Genomic DNA, 23,729 nt, shown 5'->3' on the forward strand with positions numbered 1-23,729 from the left:
GGGCTTTCCTCCGGGCTTCCCTTCGGTGTTTCCGACTCTATCAGATCTTTTTCCGATCCGATTTCCTCGGTGCTTTCCAGTTCTTCGCTTTCGCGTTTCCCTTTCCGGCGGTTCCGACTCTATCAGAGGTTTTCGGCCGGTCTTACCGGCTTCATTTCCGATTTATCGGGGGTGCTTCTCGGGAATCACATTCAGCGATGTTCCGACGAAGCCAGATAAAGCTTAATGGTTAGCCTTGAACTTGTCCAGCTCCAGGCAACTGTTCAACTCTACCTCCCCGCTCCACCCGTGTCAACAGGTTTTGTGGGGCGATGAGGAGACTAGCAGCTCGGCGGGGTCCCGCGCACATCAGGCGGCGGTAGGGACCGTGGAGCTGCGTTCGGCCTCCTGGAGGTCGCCGGTCTCCCCCTCGCGCACCGCCCGGCCGCCGAGGACGTACACATAGGTGAGGAAGGCCAGCTCGGCCAGGACGCCGATGGCGATCCGGGCCCAGGTGGGCAGGCCGGACGGGGTCACGAAGCCCTCGATGGCGCCGGACACGAACAGCACGAGGGCGAGGCCGATGGCCATGCCCACGGCGGCGCGGCCCTCTTCGGCGAGCGCGGCCCGGCGGGTGCGCGGGCCGGGGTCGATCACGGTCCAGCCGAGGCGCATGCCCGTGCCGGCGGCCACGAAGACCGCGGTGAGTTCGAGCAGGCCGTGCGGGAGGACGAGGCCGAGGAAGGTGTCGAGGCGACCCGCGGAGGACATCAGGCCGAAGCCGACCCCCAGGTTCAGCATGTTCTCGAACAGGATCCAGAGGACCGGGAGGCCCAGGAAGACGCCCAGGACAAGGCAGAGCGCGGCCGCCTGGGCGTTGTTCGTCCACACCTGTGCGGCGAAGGACGCGGCGGGGTGGCTGGAGTAATAGGTCTCGTAGCCGCCGCCGGGGCGAGTCAGTTCGCGGAGGTGGCCGGGGGCCGCGATCGACGCCTGCACCTCGGGGTGGGTGCCGATCCACCAGCCGAGGAGGATCGCCACGGCGGTGGAGACGAGGGCGGTCGGCACCCACCAGTGCCGGGCGCGGTAGACGGCGGCGGGGAAGCCTCGGCCCAGGAAGCGGGTCACGTCGCGCCAGGAGGCGCGGCGGGTTCCGGTGACGGCGCTGCGAGCGCGGGCCACGAGCTGGCTGAGGCGACCGGTGAGCTGGGGGTCCGGGGCGCTGGAGCGGATGAGGGAGAGGTGTGTCGCCGTGCGCTGGTAGAGGGTGACGAGTTCGTCGGCCTCCGCGCCGGTGAGGCGGCGCCGGCGGCGGATCAGGGCGTCGAGGCGGTCCCACTCGGCCCGGTGTGCGGAGACGAAGACGTCCAGGTCCATGGGGTCTGCCTGCTCCTCGACTCGTCGTGGCCAGCCGCCACCGGACAACGGGACACTGTCAGCTTGTCGTACCAGGATGCGATGCGCCCTCAGCTTGGCAGACTTGCGTCCACAGGGGTGGGCGAGGGAAGGACGGCGGGCGTGAGTGAGCTGGTGACCGGTGAGGCGGTGGCGTTGGAGCTGCGGCCCGCGAAGCTGCCGAGCAGGGCGTTGGCCGTGCTGATCGATCTGATCGTGGCCGTGCTCGTCTACATCGCCGTGGTGATCGGGCTCGTGGCGGCCACCTCTTCGCTGGACGATGCCGCGCAGGCCGCGATGTCGGTGGCGGCCTTTCTGCTGGTGCTGGTCGGCGGGCCGATCGCGGTGGAGACGCTGAGCCATGGGCGGTCGCTGGGGAAGCTGGCATTCGGGCTGCGCGTGGTGCGTGACGACGGTGGGCCGGTGCGGTTCCGGCATGCGCTGGTGCGCGGTGGCGTCGGGATGATCGAGATTCTGATGACGTTCGGGGTGGTGGCGTGCATCGCCTCGCTCGTCTCGGAACGGGGGCGGCGGCTCGGGGACGTGTTCGCGGGGACGCTGGTGGTGCGGGAGCGGATTCCGGTGGGCCGGGCCGGTGTGGTCCCGCCCCCGGCGCCGGAGTTGGCGGGCCGGTTCGCGGAGCTGGATCTGTCGGGCGTGCCCGACGGGCTCTGGCTGGCCGTGCGGCAGTACCTGACGCGGATGCACCAGCTTCAGCCGCAGGTCTCCTGGTCGATGGCGTCGCGGCTGGCCGCCGATGTGGCCGCGCGGACGGGGGCCGCGGTGCCGCCGGACCTCCAGGCGCGGCCTGCCGTGTTTCTGGCGGCCGTGGTGCATGAGCGGCAGTCCCGGCAGGCGCGGCAGCAGCCTCGGTACGAGGGCGGTGGGGACCACGCGGTGACTTCCGTGTCTCCGCCGCTCGTCGCGCCGGTGAGCGAGAAGAACGTGAAGGCGCCGGAGCACCCGCAGAGCCGGTCGACGGGGTTCGCGCCGCCCGCCTAGTCGGCCGGGCCGGTCAGGGGAACGTCGACGGTGGGGTCTGGAGGTCCTCCAGCTCGATGCCGGGGGCCGCGAGGACGACGTCTCCGGCGATGTGCACGGCGTGCCTTTCCCCCGTGTCCAGGGCTGTGACCTGGTATTCGTCCACGAGCAGGGGGCCGTTGTCAGTGGCGTGTGCTTCTCTGTCGATCAGCGCCCAGGACTGGTCCACGGTGCGGGGGGCGAGGACCGGGTCGGTCAGCGCGACGAGGCGTACGCGGGTCGCGGAGGAGGAGGGGGTGAGGCGCAGGAGACGTGCGGTGGCGACGAGGAATGCCGGGGACGTGCCGGTGAAGGCGTGGGCGGGCACATTGCCCTCCGTCGCTTCCAGCCCGGCCGGGTCGGTGCGGACCCAGGTGACGCCGTCGAGGGCGGCGCCGCGCACCTGCCAGCCGCCGGCGTGGAGTTCGAGGCGGATGGGGCGGCCGAGGTCGTCCAGGGCGAGGTCGACCGAGCCCCGGTGCGTGCCGTCGGGGGCGGTGAGCTGGGAGACGTAGCGCCAGCCGGAGGGGCCGGGGGCGCACTGGAAGTGTTCTTCTGCGAGGGGGGTGTGATCGTGCGGATCGTGGAGCGAATATCGGCCGCGCGGCATGGGAGGTCCTGGGGTCTGGCGGGCTGACGGTCCGGGGCCGCTGGTCCGGCGCAAAGGGGCAGGCCCCCGGCACGGGGGTGCGGGGGCCTGCCTCGGGTGGTGCGGGAATCAGCGGCTCAGTAGCGGTAGTGGTCCGACTTGAAGGGACCGTCGACCTCGACACCGATGTACGCGGCCTGCTCCGGGCGGAGCTGGGTGAGCTTGACGCCCAGCGAGTCCAGGTGGAGGCGGGCGACCTTCTCGTCCAGGTGCTTGGGGAGCACGTAGACGCCGGTCGGGTACTCGTCGGGCTTGGTGAACAGCTCGATCTGGGCCAGGGTCTGGTCCGCGAAGGAGTTGGACATCACGAACGAGGGGTGGCCGGTGGCGTTGCCCAGGTTCAGCAGGCGGCCCTCGGACAGGACGATGATCTTCTTGCCGTCGGGGAAGGTCCAGGTGTGGACCTGCGGCTTGACCTCGTCCTTGACGATGCCGGGGATCTTGGCGAGGCCGGCCATGTCGATCTCGTTGTCGAAGTGGCCGATGTTGCCGACGATGGCCTGGTGCTTCATCTTGGCCATGTCCGAGGCCATGATGATGTCCTTGTTACCGGTCGTGGTGACGAAGATGTCGGCCTTGTCGACGACCTCGTCCAGCGTGGTGACCTGGTAGCCGTCCATCGCCGCCTGGAGCGCGCAGATCGGGTCGATCTCGGTGACGATCACACGGGCGCCCTGGCCGCGGAGGGACTCGGCGCAGCCCTTGCCGACGTCGCCGTAGCCGCAGACGACGGCGGTCTTGCCGCCGATGAGGACGTCGGTGGCGCGGTTGATGCCGTCGACCAGGGAGTGGCGGCAGCCGTACTTGTTGTCGAACTTCGACTTGGTGACGGCGTCGTTCACGTTGATCGCCGGGAAGAGCAGGACGCCGTCGCGCTGCATCTCGTACAGGCGGTGGACGCCGGTGGTGGTCTCCTCGGTGACACCGCGGATCTCGGAGGCGAGCTGGGTCCACTTCTGGGAGCCGTCGGTGATGGTGCGGTTGAGCAGCTCGAGGATGACGCGGTGCTCGTCGGACTCGGCGGTGTCGGGCGAGGGGACCTTGCCGTCCTTCTCGTACTCGACGCCCTTGTGGACGAGGAGGGTGGCGTCGCCGCCGTCGTCCAGGATCATGTTCGGGCCGCCGGTGGGGCTGTTCGGCCAGGTCAGCGCCTGCTCGGTGCACCACCAGTACTCGTCCAGGGTCTCGCCCTTCCAGGCGAAGACGGGGACGCCCTGCGGGTTGTCCGGGGTGCCGTTCGGGCCGACGGCGATGGCGGCGGCCGCGTGGTCCTGGGTGGAGAAGATGTTGCAGGAGGCCCAGCGGACGTCGGCGCCGAGGGCGACGAGGGTCTCGATGAGCACGGCGGTCTGCACGGTCATGTGCAGGGAGCCGGTGACGCGGGCACCGGCCAGGGGCTGGGCCTCGGCGTACTCCTTGCGGATCGACATCAGGCCGGGCATCTCGTGCTCGGCGAGGGTGATCTCCTTGCGGCCGAACTCGGCCAGGGAGAGGTCGGCGACCTTGAAGTCCTGTCGGTTGTCGACAGTGGTCATGGCGGGCTGCTCCTCGAAGTCGGGGCGAGGTGGGTACGGCTGGTCTGCACGGCGACGGACACAGGGGTGCCCCGAGAAGAGGACACAGGCATGCCCGCGTACGCGCAGCGCAGTCCGTCGGAGGCCCTCTCTCCCTCGGCCGGTCCGCTCCGGGACCGCCCGACCGCCATCAGCAGCGACGTCTGGCTCCGTCCCAAGCTACACCGGACGGCGGGGCGCGCCCCAGTCCGCGTTCGGACACCGCGTGCCGTCCAGGTGACGGATGTGGCGCGAACGAATGGGTGCGGGGCTACATCTTCGGGCACGCCGAGGCCCCCGGCGCGGCCGGTGGGGACCGGGGTGCGGCGGGGGCCTCGGCGCGGCGGCCTGGGGGTCAGTGGTCGGCCGGGTGGGGGTTCGGGCCGCCCGGCGTGGCGAGGGGGTCGGGACCCTTGGCGGCCTCGGCGGCGCTGTAGATGTCCGGCTCCAGGTAGATGACGCGGGCGATCGGGACGGCCTCGCGGATGCGGGCCTCGGCGCGGTCGATCGCGTTGGCGACCTCGGCGGCCGTGTCGTCGTGCTGGACGGCGATCTTGGCGGCGACGAGCAGTTCCTCGGGGCCGAGGTGGAGGGTGCGCATGTGGATGACGCCGGTGACGGTGTCGCCGTCGACGATGGCGGCCTCGATCTTCTTGACGTCCTCCAGGCCGGCGGCCTCGCCGAGCAGCAGGGACTTGGTCTCGGAGGCGAGCACCAAGGCGATGGCGACGAGCAGGACACCGATGCAGACGGTGCCGATGCCGTCCCAGACGCCGTTGCCGGTGAGCAGGGCGATGCCGACGCCGCCGAGGGCGAGGACCAGGCCGATGAGCGCGCCGAAGTCCTCCAGCAGCACGACGGGCAGCTCGGGCGCCTTGGCGCGGCGGATGAACTGGGCCCAGGAGAGCTTGCCGCGCAGCTCGTTGGACTCCTTGATGGCCGTACGGAAGGAGAAGCCCTCGGCGATGATCGCGAAGACGAGGACGCCGACCGGCCAGTACCAGTGCTCCACCGGGTGGGGGTGGCTGATCTTCTCGTAGCCCTCGTAGATGGCGAACATGCCGCCGATGGAGAAGAGGACGATGGAGACCAGGAAGGCGTAGATGTACCGCTCGCGGCCGTAGCCGAAGGGGTGCTGCGGGGTGGCCTCGCGCTGGGCCTTCTTGCCGCCGATGAGCAGCAGGAACTGGTTGCCGGAGTCGGCGACCGAGTGGACGCCCTCGGCGAGCATCGACGAGGAGCCGCTGAACGCGAACGCCACGAACTTCGATGCCGCGATCGCCAGATTGGCGCCGAGTGCCGCCACGATCGCCTTGTTACCGCCTGACGCGCTCATGAGTTCGCGTTTTCCCTTCGCCCTTGTCGCCTTCTCGGCACCCCCGCACGGCTCTTGTGCCCCGACGGGTCGCTTCTTTGCACGTGCTTTGCCGGTGGGCCATTGTTGCAGTCCCACCGGCATGCGGCGCCTCAGGTAGCCACAGGGGCGGTCATACGATCACAGTGGCGCGGAACAGCGTGCCCTCGCCGGACGCCTCGGCCTTCTCGGCCGCCGGGACGAAGACCGACCGGCCGGGCAGCAGGCCGTGCTCGCCGACGCGGACCGAACCGGCCGTGCACAGGAGGACCTGGGGGGTCGGCAGGGTCAGGTCGCGGGTGGTCTCGCCGGGCAGGACCCAGCGGGAGAGCCGGAATTCGTCGATGGGGGTCTCGTAGACCTCCTCGCCCTCCGGGGACGCCTCGGGACGCAGGACACCGGGGTCGCTCGCCTCGAAACGGACCACGCGCAGGAGTTCGGGGACGTCGATGTGCTTGGGGGTCAGGCCGCAGCGCAGCACGTTGTCGGAGTTGGCCATGATCTCGACGCCGAGGCCGTCCAGGTAGGCGTGCGGGATGCCCGCGCCGAGGAACAGGGCCTCGCCGGGCTGGAGCCGGACGTGGTTGAGCAGCATGGCCGCGATCACGCCGGGGTCGCCGGGGTAGTCGCGGGCCATGTCGGCGTACGGGGTGTACGGGCCGCCGAGGCGGGTGCAGGCGGCGGTGGCCTCGGTGACGGTGTCGGCCATGTCCTCGGGGTTCGCGGTGAGGATGGCGGTGAGCACCTCCCGCAGGGCGGCGTCCTCGGGCTGGGCGCGCAGCAGGTCGACGTACGGCTTGAGGGAGTCCACGCCCAGGCCGTCGAGCAGGCCGGCCGCCTCGACGGGGGCGCGGAAGCCGCACAGGCCGTCGAACTCGGTGAGGGCGCAGATGAGTTCGGGCTTGTGGTTGGCGTCCTTGTAGTTGCGGTCGGGGGCGTCCACGGGGACGCCCCTGCGTTCCTCCTCGGCATAGCCCTCGCGCGCCTGGGCCAGGTCGGGGTGGACCTGGAGGGAGAGCGGGGCGCCCGCGGCGAGGATCTTGAGCAGGAAGGGCAGGCGCGGGCCGAACTTCGCCACCGCCCCGGCACCCAGCTCGCGCTCCGGGTCGGCGTCGATGACCTCCACCAGCGTGCCGCGCGAGGTGCGCGAGGGAGCGCCGGGATGGGCGCCCATCCACATCTCGGCCTGCGGTTCGCCGGTGGGCTCGGTGCCCAGCAGCCGCGGGATGGCGGTGGTCGACCCCCAGGCGTAGGGGCGGACGGTGTTGTCGAGGCGGTCCATGTGTCTTCTCTGTCTCCGTACGGGCGCCGCGGGCGGGTGCCTGGGGTCAGCTCAGGCGCCGGCGGCGAGCGCCAGGTAAACGGCGGCGAAATCGGTGACGGCGATCAGGTCGGCGAGGGTCTCCAGTTCGCCGCCCTCCTCCGGCTCGAGTTCGCTGATCGGCGTGTCGTGGCCGAGGGCCAGGTCGCGGGCGGCGGGGGCGGCGGTGAGGCCGCCGATGGGACGGTCCCGGAGCAGCACCACGCGCGCGTGCATCGCGGGCGCCTCCTCGACGCGGTCGCGGAAGAAGTCCTCCGGATCGGCGCGGGCGGCCAGCGGGCCGGAGAGCAGGGCCTCGTGCGCGAGGAGCGCCTCGGGGAGTTCGGCCACCAGGGCGGGGCGGCCCGCGAGTTCGGCCAGGGCGGCGGCGAAGCGGCGGCCCGCCGGGCCGGCGGAGGTGCCCTCCGTCCAGACGACGGGCAGGGCGTCGGCGAGTTCCGCGGCGAGCGTCTTGGCCGCGTTGCCGTACGTGGCGATGGCGGGGCCGCAGCGCTCGGCGACCTGGTCGAGGCGGTCGGCCACCTTCTCCAGCGCGTCGGGGCCCGCGGTCAGCAGGCCGACGCGGTCCAGGAGGGCCAGCAGCGGGGTGAGCAGGGCCCAGAAGACGCCGGAGGAGGACGCGGCGACCGGCTCGCCCTGGTCGTACGGGGCTGTCGCCATCGGGACGAACATGCCGTGCGCGGCCGCGACCGCCTCCGCGAGCGGGGTGCCGGCGGGGGCTACGGCCACCACGGAGCAGCCTCTGCGGTACGCCTGTTCCGCGAGGAGGCCGAGGCTCGGTTCGGTGCCGTCGGGGGTGGCGATCAGCAGCAGGTCCACGGAGCCCGCCCAGCCGGGCAGTTCCCAGCGCAGGGCGCCGGGGGCAGGGGCGACTCCGCTGGCCTCCAGGCGGATCACCGGGCTGCCGGGGCCGGCCAGGGTGCCGAGGAGGTCGGCGGTGTGGGTGGCGGCGGCGCCGGGGCCCGCGATCAGTACGGCGCGGGGGCGGCCGTCGGGCTGGAGCGCGCCGACTCCGGCCTCGGCGGCGTGCCGGGCCGCGGTACGGACCCTCGCGCCCGCCTCCGCCGCGCCGCGCAGCAACCCTCGGCGGTCGGCCTCGGCGAGGCCCTCCGGGGCGTCCAGGAGCGATTCGTCGAGCATGGGCGGGGTGCCTCCGATCGCCGGGGTCCTACTGCGCGGTGTGTTCCGGCCGTGCTTACGCCGGGCGGCGGGCCTCGTCGACCAGGAGGACGGGGATGCCGTCGCGGACGGGGTATGCCAGGCCGCAGTCCTGACCGGTGCAGATCAGCTCCGCGTCCTGCTCCTTGAGGGGAGCGTGGCAGGCCGGGCAGGCCAGGATCTCCAGGAGACCGGCTTCGAGCGGCATGGGGTGTCCCTTCGGGCGGAAACGGGTGCTACGGATGTGCTGGTCAGGGTACCGCGAGTCGCTTCGCGGGTTCGGGGGGATGTTGCCCACCCAGCCGCCCGTGCCGGTCGGCTGAGGGGGAGCCGTTGCGCTCCGCCAGGGCTACGCGCGGATGATCGCCAGAACCTCGTCCCTGATCTTCGTCATCGTCGCCTCGTCCTCCGCCTCGGCGTTCAGGCGGAGCAACGGCTCCGTGTTGGAAGGGCGGACGTTGAACCACCAGGTGGGGGTGGAGACCGTGAGGCCGTCGAGGTCGTCCAGGGTCGTGTCGGGGGCCGGGGCGTAGGCGGCGCGGAGGGCGGCCAGGCGGGCCTGCTGGTCGGCGACCGTGGAGTTGATCTCGCCGGAGCCCGCGTAGCGGTCGTACTGGGCGGTGAGGGTGGACAGGGGGGTGGGGTGGGTGCCCAGGGCGGCGAGGACGTGGAGGGCGGCCAGCATGCCGGTGTCCGCGTTCCAGAAGTCCTTGAAGTAGTAGTGGGCGGAGTGCTCGCCACCGAAGATCGCGCCGGTCCGGGCCATCTCCGCCTTGATGAAGGAGTGGCCGACGCGGGTGCGGACCGGGGTGCCGCCGTGCTCGTGGACCACCTCGGCGACCGTGCGGGAGGTGATCAGGTTGTGGATGACCGTGCCCCTACCGCCGTTGCGCGCGAGTTCGCGGGCGGCGACCAGGGCGGTGACGGCGGACGGGGAGACGGGGTCGCCGTTCTCGTCCACGACGAAGCAGCGGTCGGCGTCGCCGTCGAAGGCGAGGCCGATGTCCGCGCCCTCCTGCACGACCCGCTTGCGCAGGTCCACGATGTTGGCCGGGTCCAGCGGGTTGGCCTCGTGGTTGGGGAAGGTGCCGTCCAGCTCGAAGTACATCGGGACGACGGTGAGCGGCAGTCCCGCCAGGACCGTCGGGACGGTGTGCCCGCCCATGCCGTTGCCCGCGTCCACGACGGCCTTCAGCGGGCGGATCGCGGTCAGGTCGACCAGCGAGCGCAGGTAGGCGGCGTAGTCGTCGAGGGTGTCGCGCGCGGTGAGGGTGCCCGGTGCGGCGGCCGGGGCCGGGGCGCCCGTTTCCGTCCAGCGCTCGACCAAGGCGCGGATGTCGGCGAGCCCGGTGTCCTGGCCGACGGGGGCGGCGCCCGCGCGGCACATCTTGATGCCGTTGTACTGGGCCGGGTTGTGCGAGGCGGTGAACATCGCGCCGGGCAGGTCCAGCGCGCCGGAAGCGTAGTAGAGCTGGTCCGTGGAGCAGAGGCCGATCTCGGTGACGTCGACGCCCCGGTTCAGCGCGCCGCGTGCGAAGGCGTGGGAGAGGCCGGGCGAGGAGGGGCGCATGTCGTGGCCGACGACGATCGCGGTCGCGTCCGTCACCTCGGCGAAGGCGGCGCCGAAGAGTTCGGCCATGGCCTCGTCCCACTGGTCCGGAACGACTCCGCGCACGTCGTACGCCTTCACGATCTGCGACAGATCTGCCACGGCCGGCCCTCCTGAAAGTCCATTGGGGGCCCAAAACTACCCGTTGGGGTGCGCGGCTGCGGGGAGGGGCGCTCTAGTTGTCCGGCGAGCGGAGGACCCGTAGGTGGCCGCGCCGGGCGACTTCCATCGGGTCGGCGCTGCGTGCGCCGCCGCCCGCTCCGGCCGCGCGCTCCTGCGGACGGGCCGCCTCGCGAACCGCGTTGGCCAGTGCCTCCAGGTCGTCGCCGCTGGGGCGGGCCGGGGCGGAGCCGTCGAGCAGCCGGACGACTTCCCAGCCGCGCGGGGCGGTGAGGCGCTCGGAGTGCTCGGCGCACAGGTCGTAGCAGTGGGGCTCGGCGTAGGTGGCGAGGGGGCCGAGGACCGCGGTCGAGTCGGCGTAGACGTACGTCAGCGTCGCAACGGCGGGTCGGCCGCAGGCGGTGCGCGAACAGCGACGTACAAGGCTCACGATGTTGGACGGTACCGCACTCTTGAGCGGGCCGCGACGACTCTCCACCAGGTCACTCCCCCGTGTCGTGGCCTGCGGGGTTCCCCGGGCCCCTCGGGGGGAGCCCCGGTGAGCGCGCCGCGCGGGGGTGCATCCGGTGATGATCCGGGACAAAGCCCGGCGGACGACGTCGGTTCTCGGCCACCCGGCGCACCCGAGCGTGGCCGGAACCGTGGTGCGCCGCGCGGGAGACGACTGAGCGAACACCGGGAGAAAAGTGCGCGAAGAGTCCGGGGAGGGGGTGCGAAGGCGCGGTCCCTCCGGCGGGGAGCGGGTGGCTGTCGCGTGGAGCCGGGCGTCGGTGGCGGGCGAGGACTACGCTTCTGCGGTGATGGACAACCGTGTACCGCCCCGTGCCGCAGGTCCCCGACCCCGACGCCGTGATCGTCACGGGCGGGGCATGCGTGGCCCCATCGCACCGCCCCAGGTGCCCCTGGCGGCCAGCCGCGCCGACGTGTTCGCGGACCTCGTGCGGGACTCCGTGGAACGGCTGGAGCGGCGCTGGCAGCAGCTCGCCGAGGTGGAGTTCCTGGTGATGGAGGTGCCCCGGCTGGAGGGCACCGGCGACGGGCCGTGGAGCGACGAGGGTGTGCCGCTGGGCGGGATCGCCCCCGCGCGGGACGGCCGGCGGGCGCGGGTCGTGGTGTACCGGCGGCCGATCGAGATCCGCACCAAGGGGCGCGACGAACGCGCCGAGCTGGTGCACGAGGTGGTCGTGGAGCAGGTCGCCGAGCTGCTGGGGCTGACCCCGGAGACGGTGGACCCCCGGTACGGCGAGGAGTAGCGGGCGGCCGTCCCCGAGGGCGGCCGCCCGGCACTCGCCCTACCGCTGGAGCACCGACAGGTCCTGCTCCGCGCGCGGCACCGCCACCAGGCCCCGGTCGCTCGGCAGGGTCTGGATCGTGAAGCCGGGGACGCCGTCGGAGGAGCCCGTGAGGGTGCGGGCGGCGTAGACCGGGCCGCCGGAGACGGGTTCCACGGTCAGCGCGTAGGTGCCCTTGCCACCGGTGGGGGCGCTGATGTCCTGGCTGGTGCCGGACTTGATCGTGTACGTCTTCGTCGCGGGGGACCCGCCGTCGCTGCCCGCCGAGGCGGTCACCTTGACGGTCGCGTCGGCCGTCGGCGCGGTCAGGGACAGGGTGGTGCTCTTGGCGCTGTTGTCGGCGGCGGTGGCGCGGCGGCCGACGGGGGCGGTGGCGGGGATGTACGCCGTCTCCTGCGAGCTTCCCTTGCCGCGCACCACGCGCAGCGCCGCGACCACGGGGACCGCCTTGTCGGTGGGCGTGAGGATCAGCGAGCCCGGCTCGCCCCGGGTGACCGGGCCGAGGTCGACGGCGCTGGTCATGCCCGCCCTGACGTGCACGGTCTCGTTGCCGGCCGGGGTGATCGAGCCGTTCGGGGAGGCCAGGCGGACCTTGAGGTCGGCGTCGTCGTCGCCCGGCGTGAAGGCGACCAGGCGGACGTCGGCGGCGTCCTTGGGGATGCCGGGCAGGACCAGGCTGCCGGCCGGGTCGGCGGCCGCGGGCAGCCAGTCGCCGCCGCCCGCGTCGTCCTGGGCCTGCACGGTGGCGCCGACCCGGCCGCTGCGCACGCCGACGTGCACGGTCAGGTCGGTCTGTGCGTCATCGGTGAGCGTGGACAGCAGCACCGGCTCGCTGGAGTGCGGAGGCACGGTGATGCCGTCGGTCACCGTGGTCTTCACGGCACCGGACTTGCCGTACAGCTTGATGTCGACGACGGCCGCCCCGTCGTCGGGGTTGGTGAGGTGGACGTAGTCGGTGCGGCCCTTGGCGGTGCTGGCGCCGGGGAACCAGAAGTCGGTGTCGGCGGGGGTGCAGGTGACGCCCTGGAGGCCGCGTCCGGTGCCCGCGGCGATCCGGGTGGTCTCCTGGACGGTCCAGCCGGGCGCGTACTTGCCGTCGGCGGTGCCGATCAGGGCGGGTGTGTCGCTGCCGGAGGTGTCGCCCAGGGCCGGGGTGCCCGGCGGCTTGGGCGTGAGCACCGCCTGGTCCTTCTTGCCGGCGTCCTTGCCGCCCTTGCCGTCGGCGGACTGCTCGGCGGCCGCCTCCAGCGTGGCCTTGCCACCGCTGTCCGCGCCCTGGGTGACGGGCGTGAACGAGGTGTACGCGGTGTCGGCGATGTCGGAGAAGCTCGGCGCCGGGCACAGCAGGCCGGTGCGCTCCACGGGCCGCTCGGTGGCGCTGCCGGCCGCGCTCGTGCCGGGGGCGGGGGGCGGGTCGAAGGCGGCGAACCCGGTGACGGCGGCCAGGGCGACGGTGCAGGCGATCAGGGACAGGGTCGTGCGGTTCACTGCTGGCTCCCGTCGTGGCGCTCACTGCCGTCGCCGTAGGGCGGCTGCTGGGCGGGGTCGTAGCCCTGCGGGTGGGCCGCCGGGTCGTACGGCTGCTCCTGCTGCGCCCCGTACCCGTAGGGGTCGTAGGCGTTCTGGCCGTAGGGGTCGGGGTGGTAGGCGCCCTGGTCGTACCCGGTGTGCTGGTACGGGGCCTGGTAGGGGTCGGCGGGGTAGGCCGCGTACTCGGGGTCGGCGTAGGTGGTGGTGCCGGTGTCCCAGTCGGCGTAGGGCTGCTGGTGCGGGATGACCGGCTGCTCCTGCTGTCCGTACGGCGGCGCCTCCGGCCCTTCCTCGGCGGCCTCGGTGGCTTCCCGGGCCTCCGCGGCCTCTTCCGTCTCCTCGGCCTCGGCCTGCGCGCGCAGGCGACGGGCGCGGCGGCCCTCGCCCTCCATCGCCTGGGCCGGGACCGGCTCCTCCTCGGGGAGGTCGTCGTCGACGTCGCGGCGGCGGCCCGGCAGTGCGAGGACGACCAGGAGGACGGCGAGCGCGCCCTGCACCCACAGCCAGACGGTGTGGGTGAACGGGGCTTCGTAGGTGACGTCCAGCTTGCCGCCGCCGGCCGGGAGTTCGAAGCCCTGGGCCCAGCCGTCGACGGTCTTCGGGGTGAGGGGCTTGCCGTCCAGGGTGGCGGTCCAGCCGTCGGAGACAGCGTCGGCCAGGCGCAGCACACGGCCGCCCGAGCCCTGGGGGACGGTGGTGTGGATCTCCACCGGGCCCGCCGCGACGGCCTGCGGGGTGCCGGAGCCGCCCGCGCCGATCAGGGTGGCGCGGGAGACCTCACGGTCGACCCGCCACAGGGCGTTGCCGTTCTGCTGGCTGAGCCGGTTCAGGCCGGGGGTGGCGTCCAGGACGCGGGTGATCTGGCGCGGGGTGCCCTGGTGGACGAGGACGTAGCGGACGGCGAAGCCGCCGAGCTGGCCCGTCTGGTCGGCGCCGGAACCGGCGACCAGGTTGGCGACGACCTTGTCCAGCCCGGTGTCGGACCCGTCGGCCGCGGCGATCTCGCCGTCGCCCATGCGGGCGCCCGCGCCCCGGACCAGGGTGTAGCGGACCCGCGCGGTGGAGTCGCTGTCGAGGACCAGGGTGCGGGCCTGGTCGCGGGTGCCGGCGTCCTCGGCGACGAAGGCGGGGACCTGGGCGGGGTCGCGGCGCTCCAGGGGGCCGTCGGCGCCCCGGATCATCCAGCCGGCGGCGGCGACCAGCGGGCCCACGGCGCAGGCCAGCGCGATCAGCGCGGCGACCGGCTGGCGCCAGCCGAAGCTCTGCTCGGCCACCCGCGCGCGTGCCCCGTCGGCGCCGAGCGCGGCGGCGGCCAGCAGGGCGATGCCGTAGACCAGGGTGGCCGGGCCGGCCCAGGCGGAACGGTTGGCCAGCACCGCGAGCAGCAGCCCGGTCAGCGCGACGGCCCAGGCGGCGCGGATGCCCAGCCGGCGCTCGGAGCGCAGGAGGGCGGCCAGCGCGGCCGGCACGATGCCGATGAACAGCAGGCCGGAAAGGGTGCCGGGCCCGCCGGGGCTGGTGCCCAGCAGGTCGGAGGCGGAGGCCGCAGAGGCGCCGAAGTCCAGTCCGGCCTCGGTGAAGAAGCCGGTCGGCAGCAGGGTCAGCGACCAGGGCGCGAGGACCAGCAGCGGGGTGCCGAGCTGGGCCAGGAAGCGCAGGAGGTGCGCGACCGGGTCGGAGCGGCGCAGCACCAGCACGCCGACACCGAGCACCAGCGCGGCGGGCCAGACCACGGGCGTGAACGCGGTGGTGATGGTCAGCAGCAGCGCGTACGCCCAGGTGGCGCGCCAACTGCCGCGCCCGCCGGACGGGTTCGCGAGGCCGCTGGCGGCGACGCCCGCGCGGGCGATCAGCGGGAGCAGCACGGCGAGTACGGCGGTGCCGATGCGGCCCTGCGCCAGCGCGCCGGTGGTGGCGGGCAGGAAGGCGTACGCGACGGCCGTCCAGGCGCGCAGCAGCCGGGAGCTGACGAGGGGCCGGGAGGCGAAGTAGGCGGTGAAGCCGGCCAGGGGCACCGAGCAGACCAGCAGCACGGTGACCGCGAGCCCGGTGGAGCCGAGGAAGAGCGAGGCGAGCGTCGCCACCACCGCGAGGTAGGGCGGCGCGGAGGTGGTGCTGCCGGCGCCGACCGGGTGCCAGGCGGCGGCGAAGCCTGCCCACAGGTCGCTCGCGCCGGGCGGGACGGGCAGCAGCGCGCCTCCCGCGAGGGCACCGCCGCCCAGCAGGGCGCGGCAGGCGGCCAGGGAGATCACCAGCAGGGCGAGGAAGAGCACCGGGCCCGGCTTGCGGGCGATGCGCTTGAGCCGGGCGAACTGCTCGATCTCCAGGAAGTCGGCGTCGTCGCCGCCGGGTCCGGACTCGACCGCGCTGCCGTGGCGGCCGGCCGAGGTGTCGACGTCGGAGTTGCTGGAGAAGTTGGCGGCGATCTGCTCGGCCGTGGCGCGGATGGTGGCGCCGGGCGGCGGGAACAGCTGCCGCAGTTCGTCCTTGTCGATCTGGGAGGGGCCCCGGCTGCGGCGGGCGGCGAGGATGCGCTCGGGGCGCAGCAGGACGCCCAGCAGGCCGCGGATCTCGTCGAGGGCCTGGCCGGGCACCTTGCCGACCAGGTAGGCGAGGGTGCGCAGCAGGGTGCCGAGGACCAGCCGGAGCAGCACCCAGGGCAGCGCGGCCGTGCGGGTGTTGGCGAGCAGGGTGTGGACGGCACCGGCCTTGTCGACCTTGTGCGGGGAGGCGGTGGTGCGGCCCGCGCAGTCGACGGTGCGGCGCTCGCGGGAGGCGGCCTCCGCGTGCCGGACGACGGCGTCGGGGGCGATCAGGACGCGGTAGCCCTCGGTGTGGGCGCGCCAGCACAGGTCGACGTCGTCGCGCATCAGGGGCAGCCGGCGGTCGAACCCGCCGAGCCGCTCGAAGACATCACGGCGGATCAGCATGCCCGCGGTGGAGACGGAGAGCACGGTGCGGACGTGGTCGTGCTGGCCCTGGTCCTGTTCGCGGCGGTCCAGACCGGTCCAGCGGCGGCCGGAGTTGGCGATGGACACGCCGACCTCAAGCAGTTGCCTGCGGTCGTACCAGCCGCGGAGCTTGGGGCCGACCACGGCCACGTCGTCGCGGCCGAGTTCGAGTTCGTTGTCCACGACCCGCAGCATCTGGGCGAGCGCGTCGGGCTCCGGGGCGCAGTCGTCGTGCAGCAGCCAGAGCCACTGGACCGGCTCGCCGTACGGCAGTTCGGGCAGGTCGTAGGCGTCGTCGCGCCAGGTGCGCGTGGCCGGGTCCCAGCTGTTCGGGCGCCTGAGGTAGGGCAGGTCGTCCGGGGTGAGGACGGGGGCGAGGCGGGTGGCCTCGTCCACGGCCTGGCCGAAGCCGGTGCGCCGGGCCAGGTGGACGACGGCCTCGTCCCCCAGGGTCTCGGTGACCAGTTGGGCGGAGTCGTCCGCGCTGCCGGTGTCGGCCGCCACCGCGTACTGCACGGGGCGCTCCTGACTCAGCAGCCCGGCGAGCGCGTCGGGCAGCCAGCGGGCGCCGTCATGGGTGACGAGGACGGCCGTCACCACATGGCGCGGGAACTCAGGGGTGGCAGCGTCGTGTTGGGCTGCCGTATGGCTGTGCACGGACATCGAGGTACGGGCCCCGGTTCGATGGACTGCGGTGGACGCCTGTGCCCATCAAGGACAGCGGGGCGTCTCGGACGAGCGCCCACACTATCGGTCGGTCATGACGACGGCCCGCCGCCTGTGGACAACCCACGTGCGACGGACCGTTCGCCCCGTATGTGCCTGTGCCCGGCGGCCGTTCGCCGGCCGGCGGCGCGGGCGCCGGTCAGACGGCGGCCTTCTTCAGCCGGCGGCGCTCCCGCTCGGACAGACCGCCCCAGATGCCGAAGCGCTCGTCGTTGGCGAGGGCGTACTCGAGGCACTCGGAGCGCACCTCGCAGGCGAGGCAGACCTTCTTGGCCTCTCTCGTGGAGCCGCCCTTCTCCGGGAAGAAGGACTCGGGATCGGTCTGGGCGCACAGAGCGCGCTCCTGCCAGCCGAGTTCCTCGTCCGCGTCGTCGACCAGCAGTTGCTCCACCAGCTCGGTCATGTGCGCCCCTCGTCTGTTCTTCACGTCCCCGTGCCTGGCCGGTCCCGGCCGAACGACACGAGTGAAATTACAAGTGTGCTGCTCCGAGCGAGTCAAGCCGAGATCTGCTATTGAGCCCGTTATTCACTCTGCGGAACCAAGGCCTTGCGTTAAGTGTTCAAATCGGCATAAACCTTGACACACGGCTGTGGACGCCGAGGAGCGCCGCCCGGATGTGCGCCATGTGTCCCGAGGACTGGGTGCACAAACCTTTCACCTGAGAGATGCACCGGATGAGGTGACGGATGTCCCTCGAACCGGGCCCCGAGTTGACACGGCAGGTATGAACCGGTGTCCTATTGGGCATGCTCGCCGACTTCGCACCCGCCACGACCCGCACCGCCGGGTCCCTCGGTGCTGTCGGCATGCGTCTCAGCTGTTGTTGCTGTCCCTGCTGTTGAGCCGACCGCGCTCCAGCGGACCCCGGGCCCACTCCGGCCCCGCGTGTCCCGCCGTTCCCCCACCCCTTCGGGGACACCCGCCCGTACGCCCGTGATCCGGGCCGGGGCCCAGCGACACCCAGCCGCCACCTCTCCGCCGAGGAACCCCACACCCCCATGAACAGCGACAACGACCTCCAGATCGCCGGTGACCTCCTCGAAGTCCCCCACCTGCTGCAGCCGCCCCGCGAGCACCCGGTGACCGTCGCCGAGTTCGCCGGGCTGGCCCGCGCGGTCGCCGCCGACCGCGACCGGTGGGCAGACCTGGTCCGCTACGACGCCACCACCCGCTGGTACCACCGGCTGCGCACCGGCCCCGGCTACGAGGTGTGGCTGCTGTCCTGGGTGCCCGGCCAGGGCAGCGGGCCGCACGACCACGGCCGCTCCTCCGGCATCCTCACCGTGCTGGAGGGCACCCTGACCGAGCGCACCGACCGGGGCACCCGCACCCTTACCGCCGGCGCCCAGCGGGTCTTCGCGCCCGGCTATGTACACGACGTGGTCAACGACGCGCTGGAGCCCGCGGTCAGCCTGCACATCTACTACCCGGGCCTCACCGAGATGCCCATGCACACGGCACAGCACTGCGAGGCCCGTACGGAGCCGAGCCCGGCCGCGGTGTGATCACCGGCCGCACGCGCTGTCGGCGGCTGCTGACACACTGATCCCATGCGCATTGTGGTTCTGGCAGGCGGCATCGGTGGTGCCCGGTTCCTGCGCGGTCTGAAGCAGGCCGCCCCGGACGCGGACATCACGGTCATCGGCAACACCGGCGACGACATCCATCTCTTCGGGCTGAAGGTCTGTCCCGACCTCGACACCGTGATGTACACGCTCGGCGGCGGCATCAACGAGGAACAGGGGTGGGGGCGGGCGGACGAGACCTTCCACCTCAAGGAGGAGCTCGCGGCCTACGGCGCCGGACCGGGATGGTTCGGGCTCGGCGACCGGGACTTCGCCACTCACATCGTGCGGACCCAGATGCTGGGCGCCGGGTATCCGCTGAGCGCGGTCACCGAGGCGCTCTGCGACCGCTGGAAGCCGGGCGTGAAGCTGATCCCGATGACCGACGACCGGGTGGAGACCCACGTCGCCGTCGACCTGGACGGCGAGCGCAAGGCGGTCCACTTCCAGGAGTACTGGGTGCGGCTGCGCGCCTCGGTGCCCGCCGAGGCGGTCGTGCCGGTCGGCGCCGAGCAGGCCAAGCCCGCGCCCGGTGTGCTGGAGGCCATCGCGGAGGCCGACGTCATCCTCTTCCCGCCGTCCAACCCGGTGGTGTCCGTGGGCACCATCCTCGCGGTGCCCGGCATCCGGGAGGCCATCGCGGAGGCGGGCGTCCCGGTGGTCGGGCTCTCCCCCATCGTCGGTGACGCGCCGGTGCGCGGGATGGCCGACAAGGTGCTCGCCGCCGTCGGCGTGGAGTCCACCGCCGCCGCGGTCGCCGCACACTACGGCTCCGGGCTGCTGGACGGCTGGCTGGTCGACACCGTGGACGCCGGTTCCGTCGGGACGGTGGAGGCGGCCGGCATCCGCTGCCGTGCCGTCCCGCTGATGATGAGCGACCTGGACGCGACCGCCGCGATGGCGCGCGAGGCGCTGGAGCTGGCCGGGGAGGTGCGGACCGCGTGAGTGAGTACCGGGTCTGGGCCCCCTCCGGTCTGCCCGAGGTGGCGCCGGGCGCCGACCTGGCCAAGCTGATCGCCGCGGCCGAGCCGGGTCTTGCCGACGGGGACGTGCTGCTCGTCACCTCCAAGATCGTCTCCAAGGCCGAGGGACGCATCGTGCGGGCCGCCGACCGGGAGGCCGCGATCGACGCCGAGACCGTGCGCGTGGTCGCCCGGCGCGGGCCCCTGCGCATCGTGGAGAACCGGCAGGGCCTGGTCATGGCCGCCGCCGGGGTCGACGCGTCCAACACCGCCGAGGGCACCGTGCTGCTGCTGCCCGACGACCCGGACGCCTCCGCGCGGGCGATCCGCGAGGGCCTGCGGGAGGTGCTGGGCGTCACCGTGGGCGTGATCGTCACCGACACCTTCGGCCGCCCCTGGCGCGCCGGGCTCACCGACGTGGCGATCGGCGCGGCCGGGGTGCGGGTCCTGGACGACCTGCGTGGTGGCACCGACGCGCACGGCAACCCGCTCTCCGCGACCGTCGTCGCCACCGCCGACGAACTCGCCTCGGCCGGCGACCTGGTCAAGGGCAAGGCGTCGGGCCTGCCGGTGGCGGTCGTCCGCGGCCTGCCCCACGTGGTCACCGGCGCTACCGAGCAGGGCGAGGGCGCGCGGGCGATGGTGCGCTCCGCACGGGACGACATGTTCCGGCTCGGCACCTCCGAGGCGGTACGGGAGGCGCTGAGCCTGCGCCGTACCGTACGGGCCTTCACCGACGAGCCGGTCGACCCCGGCTCGGTGCGCCGGGCGGTGGCCGCCGCCGTGACCGCGCCCGCCCCGCACCACACCACCCCGTGGCGGTTCGTGCTGCTGGAGTCGGCCGAGTCCCGGCTCGCACTGCTGGACGCGATGCGGGACGCCTGGATCGCCGACCTGCGCCGGGACGGCAAGAGCGAGGAGTCCATCGCCAAGCGGGTCCGGCGCGGGGACGTACTGCGCAACGCGCCGTACCTGGCCGTGCCCTGCCTCGTGATGGACGGCTCGCACACCTACGGCGACGCGCGGCGGGACGCGGCCGAGCGGGAGATGTTCGTGGTCGCCACGGGCGCGGGCGTGCAGAACTTCCTGGTCGCGCTGGCCGGGGAGCGGCTCGGCTCGGCCTGGGTGTCGTCCACGATGTTCTGCCGTGACGTGGTCCGCGAGGTGCTGGATCTGCCCGCCGGCTGGGACCCGATGGGCGCGGTGGCGATCGGTCACCCGGCCCAGGAGCCCCCGGCCCGGCCGGCGCGGGAGGCGGGGGCCTTCATCGAGGTGCGCTGAGGCGGGTTCCGCCCAGGAGGCCCTAGTCTCATAGGGCACCCCCGCCCCATCCGCACCCCTAGGACCTCTCCCCGTGGCAGGACGTTTCGCCCCCCGGCCCCCGTCGCACGCGACCGTGCGCGACGCGGTTCCGGCACCCGTGGTGCCCCGGCAGGCGGCCGGCCCCCGGACGCGGACGTGGGTGCCCCAGGGGCCGTACGACCTCGGTCTGGTGCTCGGGCCGCTGCGGCGCGGGGGCGGTGACCCGACGTTCCGCGCGACGCGCGACGGCTCGGTGTGGCGGGCCACCCGTACCCCCGCCGGGCCCGGAACGCTGCGCGTGTCCGCGTGCGGCGGCGAGGTGCGCGGCGAGGCGTGGGGACCCGGCGCCGACTGGTTGCTCGACCGGCTGCCCGAGCTGCTGGGCGCCGCCGACGACCCCGACGTCTTCGAGCCCCGGCACCGGCTGGTCGCCCTGGCCCGGCACCGGCGCCCCGGACTGCGGCTGACCCGGACCGGGCTGGTGCTGGAGTCGCTGATCCCCTCGGTGCTGGAGCAGAAGGTCACCGCCGACGAGGCGTACCGGGCCTGGCGGCGGCTGGTGAGCTGGTTCGGGGAGCCCGCGCCCGGCCCCGCCGGTAGGGGCGAGCGGCCGATGTGGGTGATGCCCGCGCCCCGGACCTGGGCGCTGATCCCCTCGTGGGAGTGGCACCGGGCGGGCGTGGACGACAAGCGGGCCTCCACCATCCTGCGGGCCGTCCGGGTGGCCGCGCGGCTGGAGCAGGCGGTGGGGATGGCTCCGGCCGAGGCGCGGACCCGGCTGGAGGTCGTCCCCGGCATCGGCCCATGGACCTCGGCCGAGGTGGTGCAGCGCAGCCATGGCGCGCCGGACGCGGTGACCACGGGCGACCTGCACCTGCCCCGCATCGTCGGCTGGGCGCTGGCCGGGAACCGGGACGCGGACGACGCCGAGATGCTGCGCCTGCTGGAGCCGTACGCCCCCGACGGCCAGCGTCACCGGGCCGCCCGCTACGTTCTGCTCAGCGGCAGCACCCCGCCGCGCCGGCACCCGAAGATGCGGAAGACCGACATCGGCAAGTGGTGAACCGGGGTCACTGGTCCGAGGAGAACCTGACCGCCCCGGCCGGGATGCGTGCGTCGCACCACACCCGGACGCCGTCCCGCAGTTCGTTGTCGGCTCCGACCACGGCGCCGTCCCCGACCACCGCACCCGTGAGGACCGACCGTTCGCCCACGCGGGCCCGGCTGCCGATGAGGGAGTCGGTGACGACCGCGTCGGGCTCGATGACCGCGCCCGGCAGGATCGTGGAACCGCACACCCGCGCCCCCTCGGCGACGAACGCGCCCTCGCCCACCACCGTGCCCCCGGTCAGCTTGGCGTCCGGCGCGACCCTGGCCGTCGGCAGGATCAGCCGGTCCCCGCGCCGGCCGGGCACGGCGGGTGAGGGGGCGCGGCCCATGACGAGGTCGGCGGAGCCCCGGACGAAGGCGGCCGGGGTGCCGAGGTCCAGCCAGTAGGTGGAGTCGACCATGCCCTGGAGGTGGGCCCCGGCGGCCAGCAGGTCGGGGAAGGTCTCACGCTCCACGGACACCGGGCGCCCGGCGGGGATGGTGTCGATGACGGAACGGCGGAAGACGTAGGCGCCCGCGTTGATCTGGTCGGTGACGATCTCCTCCGGCGTCTGCGGCTTCTCCAGGAAGGCCAGCACGCGGCCGGTGTCGTCGGTGGGGACCAGTCCGTAGGCGCGGGGGTCGGTGACCTTGGTCAGGTGCAGGGAGACGTCGGCGCCGGTGGACTCGTGGGTGTCGACCAGGGCCCGGATGTCGAGGCCGGTGAGGATGTCGCCGTTGAAGATCAGGACGGGCTCGTCCGGGCCGGAGCGCAGCCGTTCGGCGACGTTGCGGATGGCGCCGCCGGTGCCGAGCGGCTCCTTCTCGGTGACGTACTCCAGGTGGAGGCCGAGGGCGGAGCCGTCGCCGAAGTGGGGTTCGAAGACCTCGGCGAGGTAGCTGGTGGCGAGGACGATGTGGTCCACGCCCGCGGCTCTCGCTCTCGCCAGCTGGTGCGTGAGGAACGGCACCCCGGCCGCCGGGACCATGGGCTTGGGCGTGTGCACCGTGAGCGGCCGCAGCCGCGTGCCCTTGCCGCCGACCAGGAGGATCGCTTCTGTCACCTGTCGTCTCCGCTTCCTGCCGGGACCGGCGGAACGTCTCGTTTTCGGCCGGCCAGTGTAGGCAGACGGTGCGGTGCCGGCCCTCGCCGGCCGCGCGGTGTCGGGAGGATCGGCGGGCGCCGTCCCCCGGCCGTACGCGTCCGCACATGCGAGTGGCAGCCGGACACCGGGCGCGGGCAGCGGTGCTGAGCGGCCGTCGGGCGCGGGCAGCGGTCCTGAGCGGCCGTCGGGCGCGGCGCCGCCCGCGTACCCTTGCGCGGATGAACGCCACCGATCGCACCCCAGCCGGCCTGCTGCGTTCCGCGCTCGCCGCGGACGCCGGACGCCCCCTGGTGACCTTCTACGACGACGCCACGGGCGAACGCGTCGAGCTGTCCGTCGCCACCTTCGCCAACTGGGTGGCCAAGACCGCCAATCTGCTCCAGGGCGAGCTCTCCGTGGCCCCCGGCGACCGGGTGGCGCTGCTGCTGCCCGCGCACTGGCAGACGGCCGTGTGGCTGCTGGCGTGCTCGTCGGTGGGCGCGGTGGCCGACGTCTCCGGGGACCCGGCCGCGGCCGACGTGGTGGTGAGCGGGCCGGACACCCTTGAGGAGGCGCGGGCCTGCCGGGGCGAGCGGGTCGCGCTGGCGCTGCGTCCGCTGGGCGGGCGGTTCCCGCAGGTGCCGGAGGGCTTCATGGACTACGCCGCCGAAGTGCCGGGGCAGGGCGACCGGTTCGCCCCCTTCGCGCCGGTGGACCCGGAGGAGCCCGCGCTGATCGTGGCCGGAGCCGAGTTCAGCGCGGCCGAGGTGGTGGAGCGGGCACTCGCCGACGCACCCGGCCTCGACCTGACCGGGCCGGGCTCCCGGCTGCTGTCGGGGCTGCCGTACGACACCTGGGCCGGGCTGAGCGCGGGGCTGTACGCGCCGCTGGCCGCCGGGGGCTCGGTGGTGCTGTGCCGCAACCTCGACAAGCTGCCCGCCGACGCGCTGGCGCAACGCATCGACACCGAGCGGGTGACGGCCTCCCGGCACTAGGGGGTGTCTTGTCGGTCGGGCCGGGTCCACGGAGCGGCGTCTGGCGCCGTGGACCGCAAGGCGGAGGAGGGAG

Annotated in this window: 20 protein-coding genes; 7 read left to right on the forward strand and 13 right to left on the reverse strand. The window is 73.4% G+C overall.

Going from position 1 to position 23,729, the window contains the following annotated elements:
• Positions 1 to 348: 348 nt before the first annotated feature.
• Positions 349 to 1,356, reverse strand: coding sequence for a stage II sporulation protein M (locus tag E5082_RS14660; RefSeq protein WP_135791706.1), 1,008 nt, complete (start codon positions 1,354 to 1,356; stop codon positions 349 to 351).
• A gap of 141 nt (positions 1,357 to 1,497) precedes the next feature.
• Between E5082_RS14660 and E5082_RS14665 the strand changes: the two genes are divergently transcribed.
• Positions 1,498 to 2,376, forward strand: a complete 879-nt coding sequence (locus E5082_RS14665) for an RDD family protein (protein WP_135791707.1) — start codon at positions 1,498 to 1,500, stop codon at positions 2,374 to 2,376.
• Positions 2,377 to 2,389: 13 nt separating this feature from the next.
• On the opposite strand, the gene E5082_RS14670 is transcribed toward E5082_RS14665, so the two are convergent.
• From E5082_RS14670 to E5082_RS14705, 8 genes are all read right to left on the reverse strand, one after another.
• Entirely contained in the window at positions 2,390 to 3,004 is a 615-nt protein-coding gene (locus E5082_RS14670; protein ID WP_135791708.1) for a hypothetical protein, read from the reverse strand.
• A 116-nt stretch (positions 3,005 to 3,120) separates the two neighbouring features.
• Positions 3,121 to 4,578 carry an adenosylhomocysteinase gene (gene ahcY, locus E5082_RS14675; RefSeq protein ID WP_135791709.1) on the reverse strand — a complete coding sequence of 486 codons (1,458 nt, stop codon included), beginning with the start codon at positions 4,576 to 4,578 and terminating at the stop codon, positions 3,121 to 3,123.
• 373 nt (positions 4,579 to 4,951) lie between these two features.
• Positions 4,952 to 5,932, reverse strand: coding sequence for a cation diffusion facilitator family transporter (locus E5082_RS14680; protein WP_135791710.1), 981 nt, complete (start codon positions 5,930 to 5,932; stop codon positions 4,952 to 4,954).
• A gap of 151 nt (positions 5,933 to 6,083) precedes the next feature.
• On the reverse strand, positions 6,084 to 7,232 hold the full coding sequence (manA, locus tag E5082_RS14685) for a mannose-6-phosphate isomerase, class I (protein ID WP_135791711.1): 1,149 nt from the start codon (positions 7,230 to 7,232) through the stop codon (positions 6,084 to 6,086).
• A 51-nt stretch (positions 7,233 to 7,283) separates the two neighbouring features.
• Positions 7,284 to 8,411, reverse strand: a complete 1,128-nt coding sequence (locus E5082_RS14690) for an SIS domain-containing protein (protein ID WP_135791712.1) — start codon at positions 8,409 to 8,411, stop codon at positions 7,284 to 7,286.
• A 55-nt stretch (positions 8,412 to 8,466) separates the two neighbouring features.
• Entirely contained in the window at positions 8,467 to 8,637 is a 171-nt protein-coding gene (locus E5082_RS14695) for a Trm112 family protein (protein WP_020940431.1), read from the reverse strand.
• 141 nt (positions 8,638 to 8,778) lie between these two features.
• The gene (locus tag E5082_RS14700) at positions 8,779 to 10,140 is read right to left on the reverse strand and encodes a phosphomannomutase/phosphoglucomutase (protein WP_135791713.1); all 1,362 of its coding nucleotides are present in this window, start codon (positions 10,138 to 10,140) and stop codon (positions 8,779 to 8,781) included.
• Positions 10,141 to 10,213: 73 nt separating this feature from the next.
• Positions 10,214 to 10,636, reverse strand: a complete 423-nt coding sequence (locus tag E5082_RS14705) for a DUF3499 domain-containing protein (RefSeq protein ID WP_086695352.1) — start codon at positions 10,634 to 10,636, stop codon at positions 10,214 to 10,216.
• Positions 10,637 to 10,958: 322 nt separating this feature from the next.
• Between E5082_RS14705 and E5082_RS14710 the strand changes: the two genes are divergently transcribed.
• On the forward strand, positions 10,959 to 11,411 hold the full coding sequence (locus E5082_RS14710; RefSeq protein WP_135792105.1) for a metallopeptidase family protein: 453 nt from the start codon (positions 10,959 to 10,961) through the stop codon (positions 11,409 to 11,411).
• 39 nt (positions 11,412 to 11,450) lie between these two features.
• Here E5082_RS14710 and E5082_RS14715 read toward each other — a convergent pair whose 3' ends face one another.
• The 3 genes from E5082_RS14715 to E5082_RS14725 form a co-directional block, all read right to left on the reverse strand.
• The gene (locus tag E5082_RS14715; RefSeq protein WP_135791714.1) at positions 11,451 to 12,938 is read right to left on the reverse strand and encodes a DUF5719 family protein; all 1,488 of its coding nucleotides are present in this window, start codon (positions 12,936 to 12,938) and stop codon (positions 11,451 to 11,453) included.
• The gene (locus E5082_RS14720; protein ID WP_135791715.1) at positions 12,935 to 16,594 is read right to left on the reverse strand and encodes a glycosyltransferase family 2 protein; all 3,660 of its coding nucleotides are present in this window, start codon (positions 16,592 to 16,594) and stop codon (positions 12,935 to 12,937) included. Before E5082_RS14720 ends, E5082_RS14715 begins: the two co-directional genes overlap by 4 nt.
• A 202-nt stretch (positions 16,595 to 16,796) precedes the next feature.
• On the reverse strand, positions 16,797 to 17,060 hold the full coding sequence (locus E5082_RS14725) for a WhiB family transcriptional regulator (protein ID WP_030377564.1): 264 nt from the start codon (positions 17,058 to 17,060) through the stop codon (positions 16,797 to 16,799).
• Between the two features lie 596 nt (positions 17,061 to 17,656).
• Here E5082_RS14725 and E5082_RS14735 point away from each other — a divergent pair.
• The 4 genes from E5082_RS14735 to E5082_RS14750 all read left to right on the forward strand — a co-directional run bounded on the left by E5082_RS14735 (position 17,657) and on the right by E5082_RS14750 (position 21,550).
• Positions 17,657 to 18,163 (forward strand): cysteine dioxygenase, encoded by a 507-nt coding sequence (locus E5082_RS14735; RefSeq protein WP_135791716.1) that lies wholly within the window; start codon positions 17,657 to 17,659, stop codon positions 18,161 to 18,163.
• A 45-nt stretch (positions 18,164 to 18,208) separates the two neighbouring features.
• On the forward strand, positions 18,209 to 19,168 hold the full coding sequence (gene cofD / locus E5082_RS14740; protein WP_135791717.1) for a 2-phospho-L-lactate transferase: 960 nt from the start codon (positions 18,209 to 18,211) through the stop codon (positions 19,166 to 19,168).
• Complete coding sequence (locus E5082_RS14745; protein ID WP_135791718.1) at positions 19,165 to 20,466, forward strand: coenzyme F420-0:L-glutamate ligase; 1,302 nt, start codon at positions 19,165 to 19,167, stop codon at positions 20,464 to 20,466. The genes cofD and E5082_RS14745 overlap by 4 nt, the downstream gene beginning before the upstream one ends.
• Positions 20,467 to 20,539: 73 nt before the next feature.
• Complete coding sequence (locus E5082_RS14750) at positions 20,540 to 21,550, forward strand: DNA-3-methyladenine glycosylase family protein (protein WP_135791719.1); 1,011 nt, start codon at positions 20,540 to 20,542, stop codon at positions 21,548 to 21,550.
• Positions 21,551 to 21,557: 7 nt separating this feature from the next.
• Here E5082_RS14750 and manB read toward each other — a convergent pair whose 3' ends face one another.
• On the reverse strand, positions 21,558 to 22,640 hold the full coding sequence (gene manB, locus E5082_RS14755; RefSeq protein ID WP_135791720.1) for a mannose-1-phosphate guanylyltransferase: 1,083 nt from the start codon (positions 22,638 to 22,640) through the stop codon (positions 21,558 to 21,560).
• Between the two features lie 260 nt (positions 22,641 to 22,900).
• Here manB and E5082_RS14760 point away from each other — a divergent pair, with 260 nt between their 5' ends.
• On the forward strand, positions 22,901 to 23,656 hold the full coding sequence (locus tag E5082_RS14760; protein WP_135791721.1) for a TIGR03089 family protein: 756 nt from the start codon (positions 22,901 to 22,903) through the stop codon (positions 23,654 to 23,656).
• Positions 23,657 to 23,729 lie beyond the last annotated feature (73 nt).

Source organism: Streptomyces griseoluteus, assembly GCF_004784465.1.
Taxonomy (GTDB): Bacteria; Actinomycetota; Actinomycetes; order Streptomycetales; family Streptomycetaceae; genus Streptomyces; species Streptomyces griseoluteus.

Excerpts from the sequence above, each read along its gene's own strand:
- E5082_RS14660 (WP_135791706.1), bottom strand. The coding sequence starts at position 1,356 with ATGGACCTGGACGTCTTCGTCTCCGCACACCGGGCCGAGTGGGACCGC.
- E5082_RS14670 (WP_135791708.1), bottom strand. The coding sequence starts at position 3,004 with ATGCCGCGCGGCCGATATTCGCTCCACGATCCGCACGATCACACCCCC.
- ahcY (WP_135791709.1), bottom strand. The coding sequence starts at position 4,578 with ATGACCACTGTCGACAACCGACAGGACTTCAAGGTCGCCGACCTCTCC.
- E5082_RS14680 (WP_135791710.1), bottom strand. The coding sequence starts at position 5,932 with ATGAGCGCGTCAGGCGGTAACAAGGCGATCGTGGCGGCACTCGGCGCC.
- manA (WP_135791711.1), bottom strand. The coding sequence starts at position 7,232 with ATGGACCGCCTCGACAACACCGTCCGCCCCTACGCCTGGGGGTCGACC.
- E5082_RS14690 (WP_135791712.1), bottom strand. The coding sequence starts at position 8,411 with ATGCTCGACGAATCGCTCCTGGACGCCCCGGAGGGCCTCGCCGAGGCC.
- E5082_RS14695 (WP_020940431.1), bottom strand. The coding sequence starts at position 8,637 with ATGCCGCTCGAAGCCGGTCTCCTGGAGATCCTGGCCTGCCCGGCCTGC.
- E5082_RS14710 (WP_135792105.1), top strand. The coding sequence starts at position 10,959 with ATGGACAACCGTGTACCGCCCCGTGCCGCAGGTCCCCGACCCCGACGC.
- E5082_RS14720 (WP_135791715.1), bottom strand. The coding sequence starts at position 16,594 with ATGTCCGTGCACAGCCATACGGCAGCCCAACACGACGCTGCCACCCCT.
- E5082_RS14725 (WP_030377564.1), bottom strand. The coding sequence starts at position 17,060 with ATGACCGAGCTGGTGGAGCAACTGCTGGTCGACGACGCGGACGAGGAA.
- E5082_RS14735 (WP_135791716.1), top strand. The coding sequence starts at position 17,657 with ATGAACAGCGACAACGACCTCCAGATCGCCGGTGACCTCCTCGAAGTC.
- cofD (WP_135791717.1), top strand. The coding sequence starts at position 18,209 with ATGCGCATTGTGGTTCTGGCAGGCGGCATCGGTGGTGCCCGGTTCCTG.
- E5082_RS14760 (WP_135791721.1), top strand. The coding sequence starts at position 22,901 with ATGAACGCCACCGATCGCACCCCAGCCGGCCTGCTGCGTTCCGCGCTC.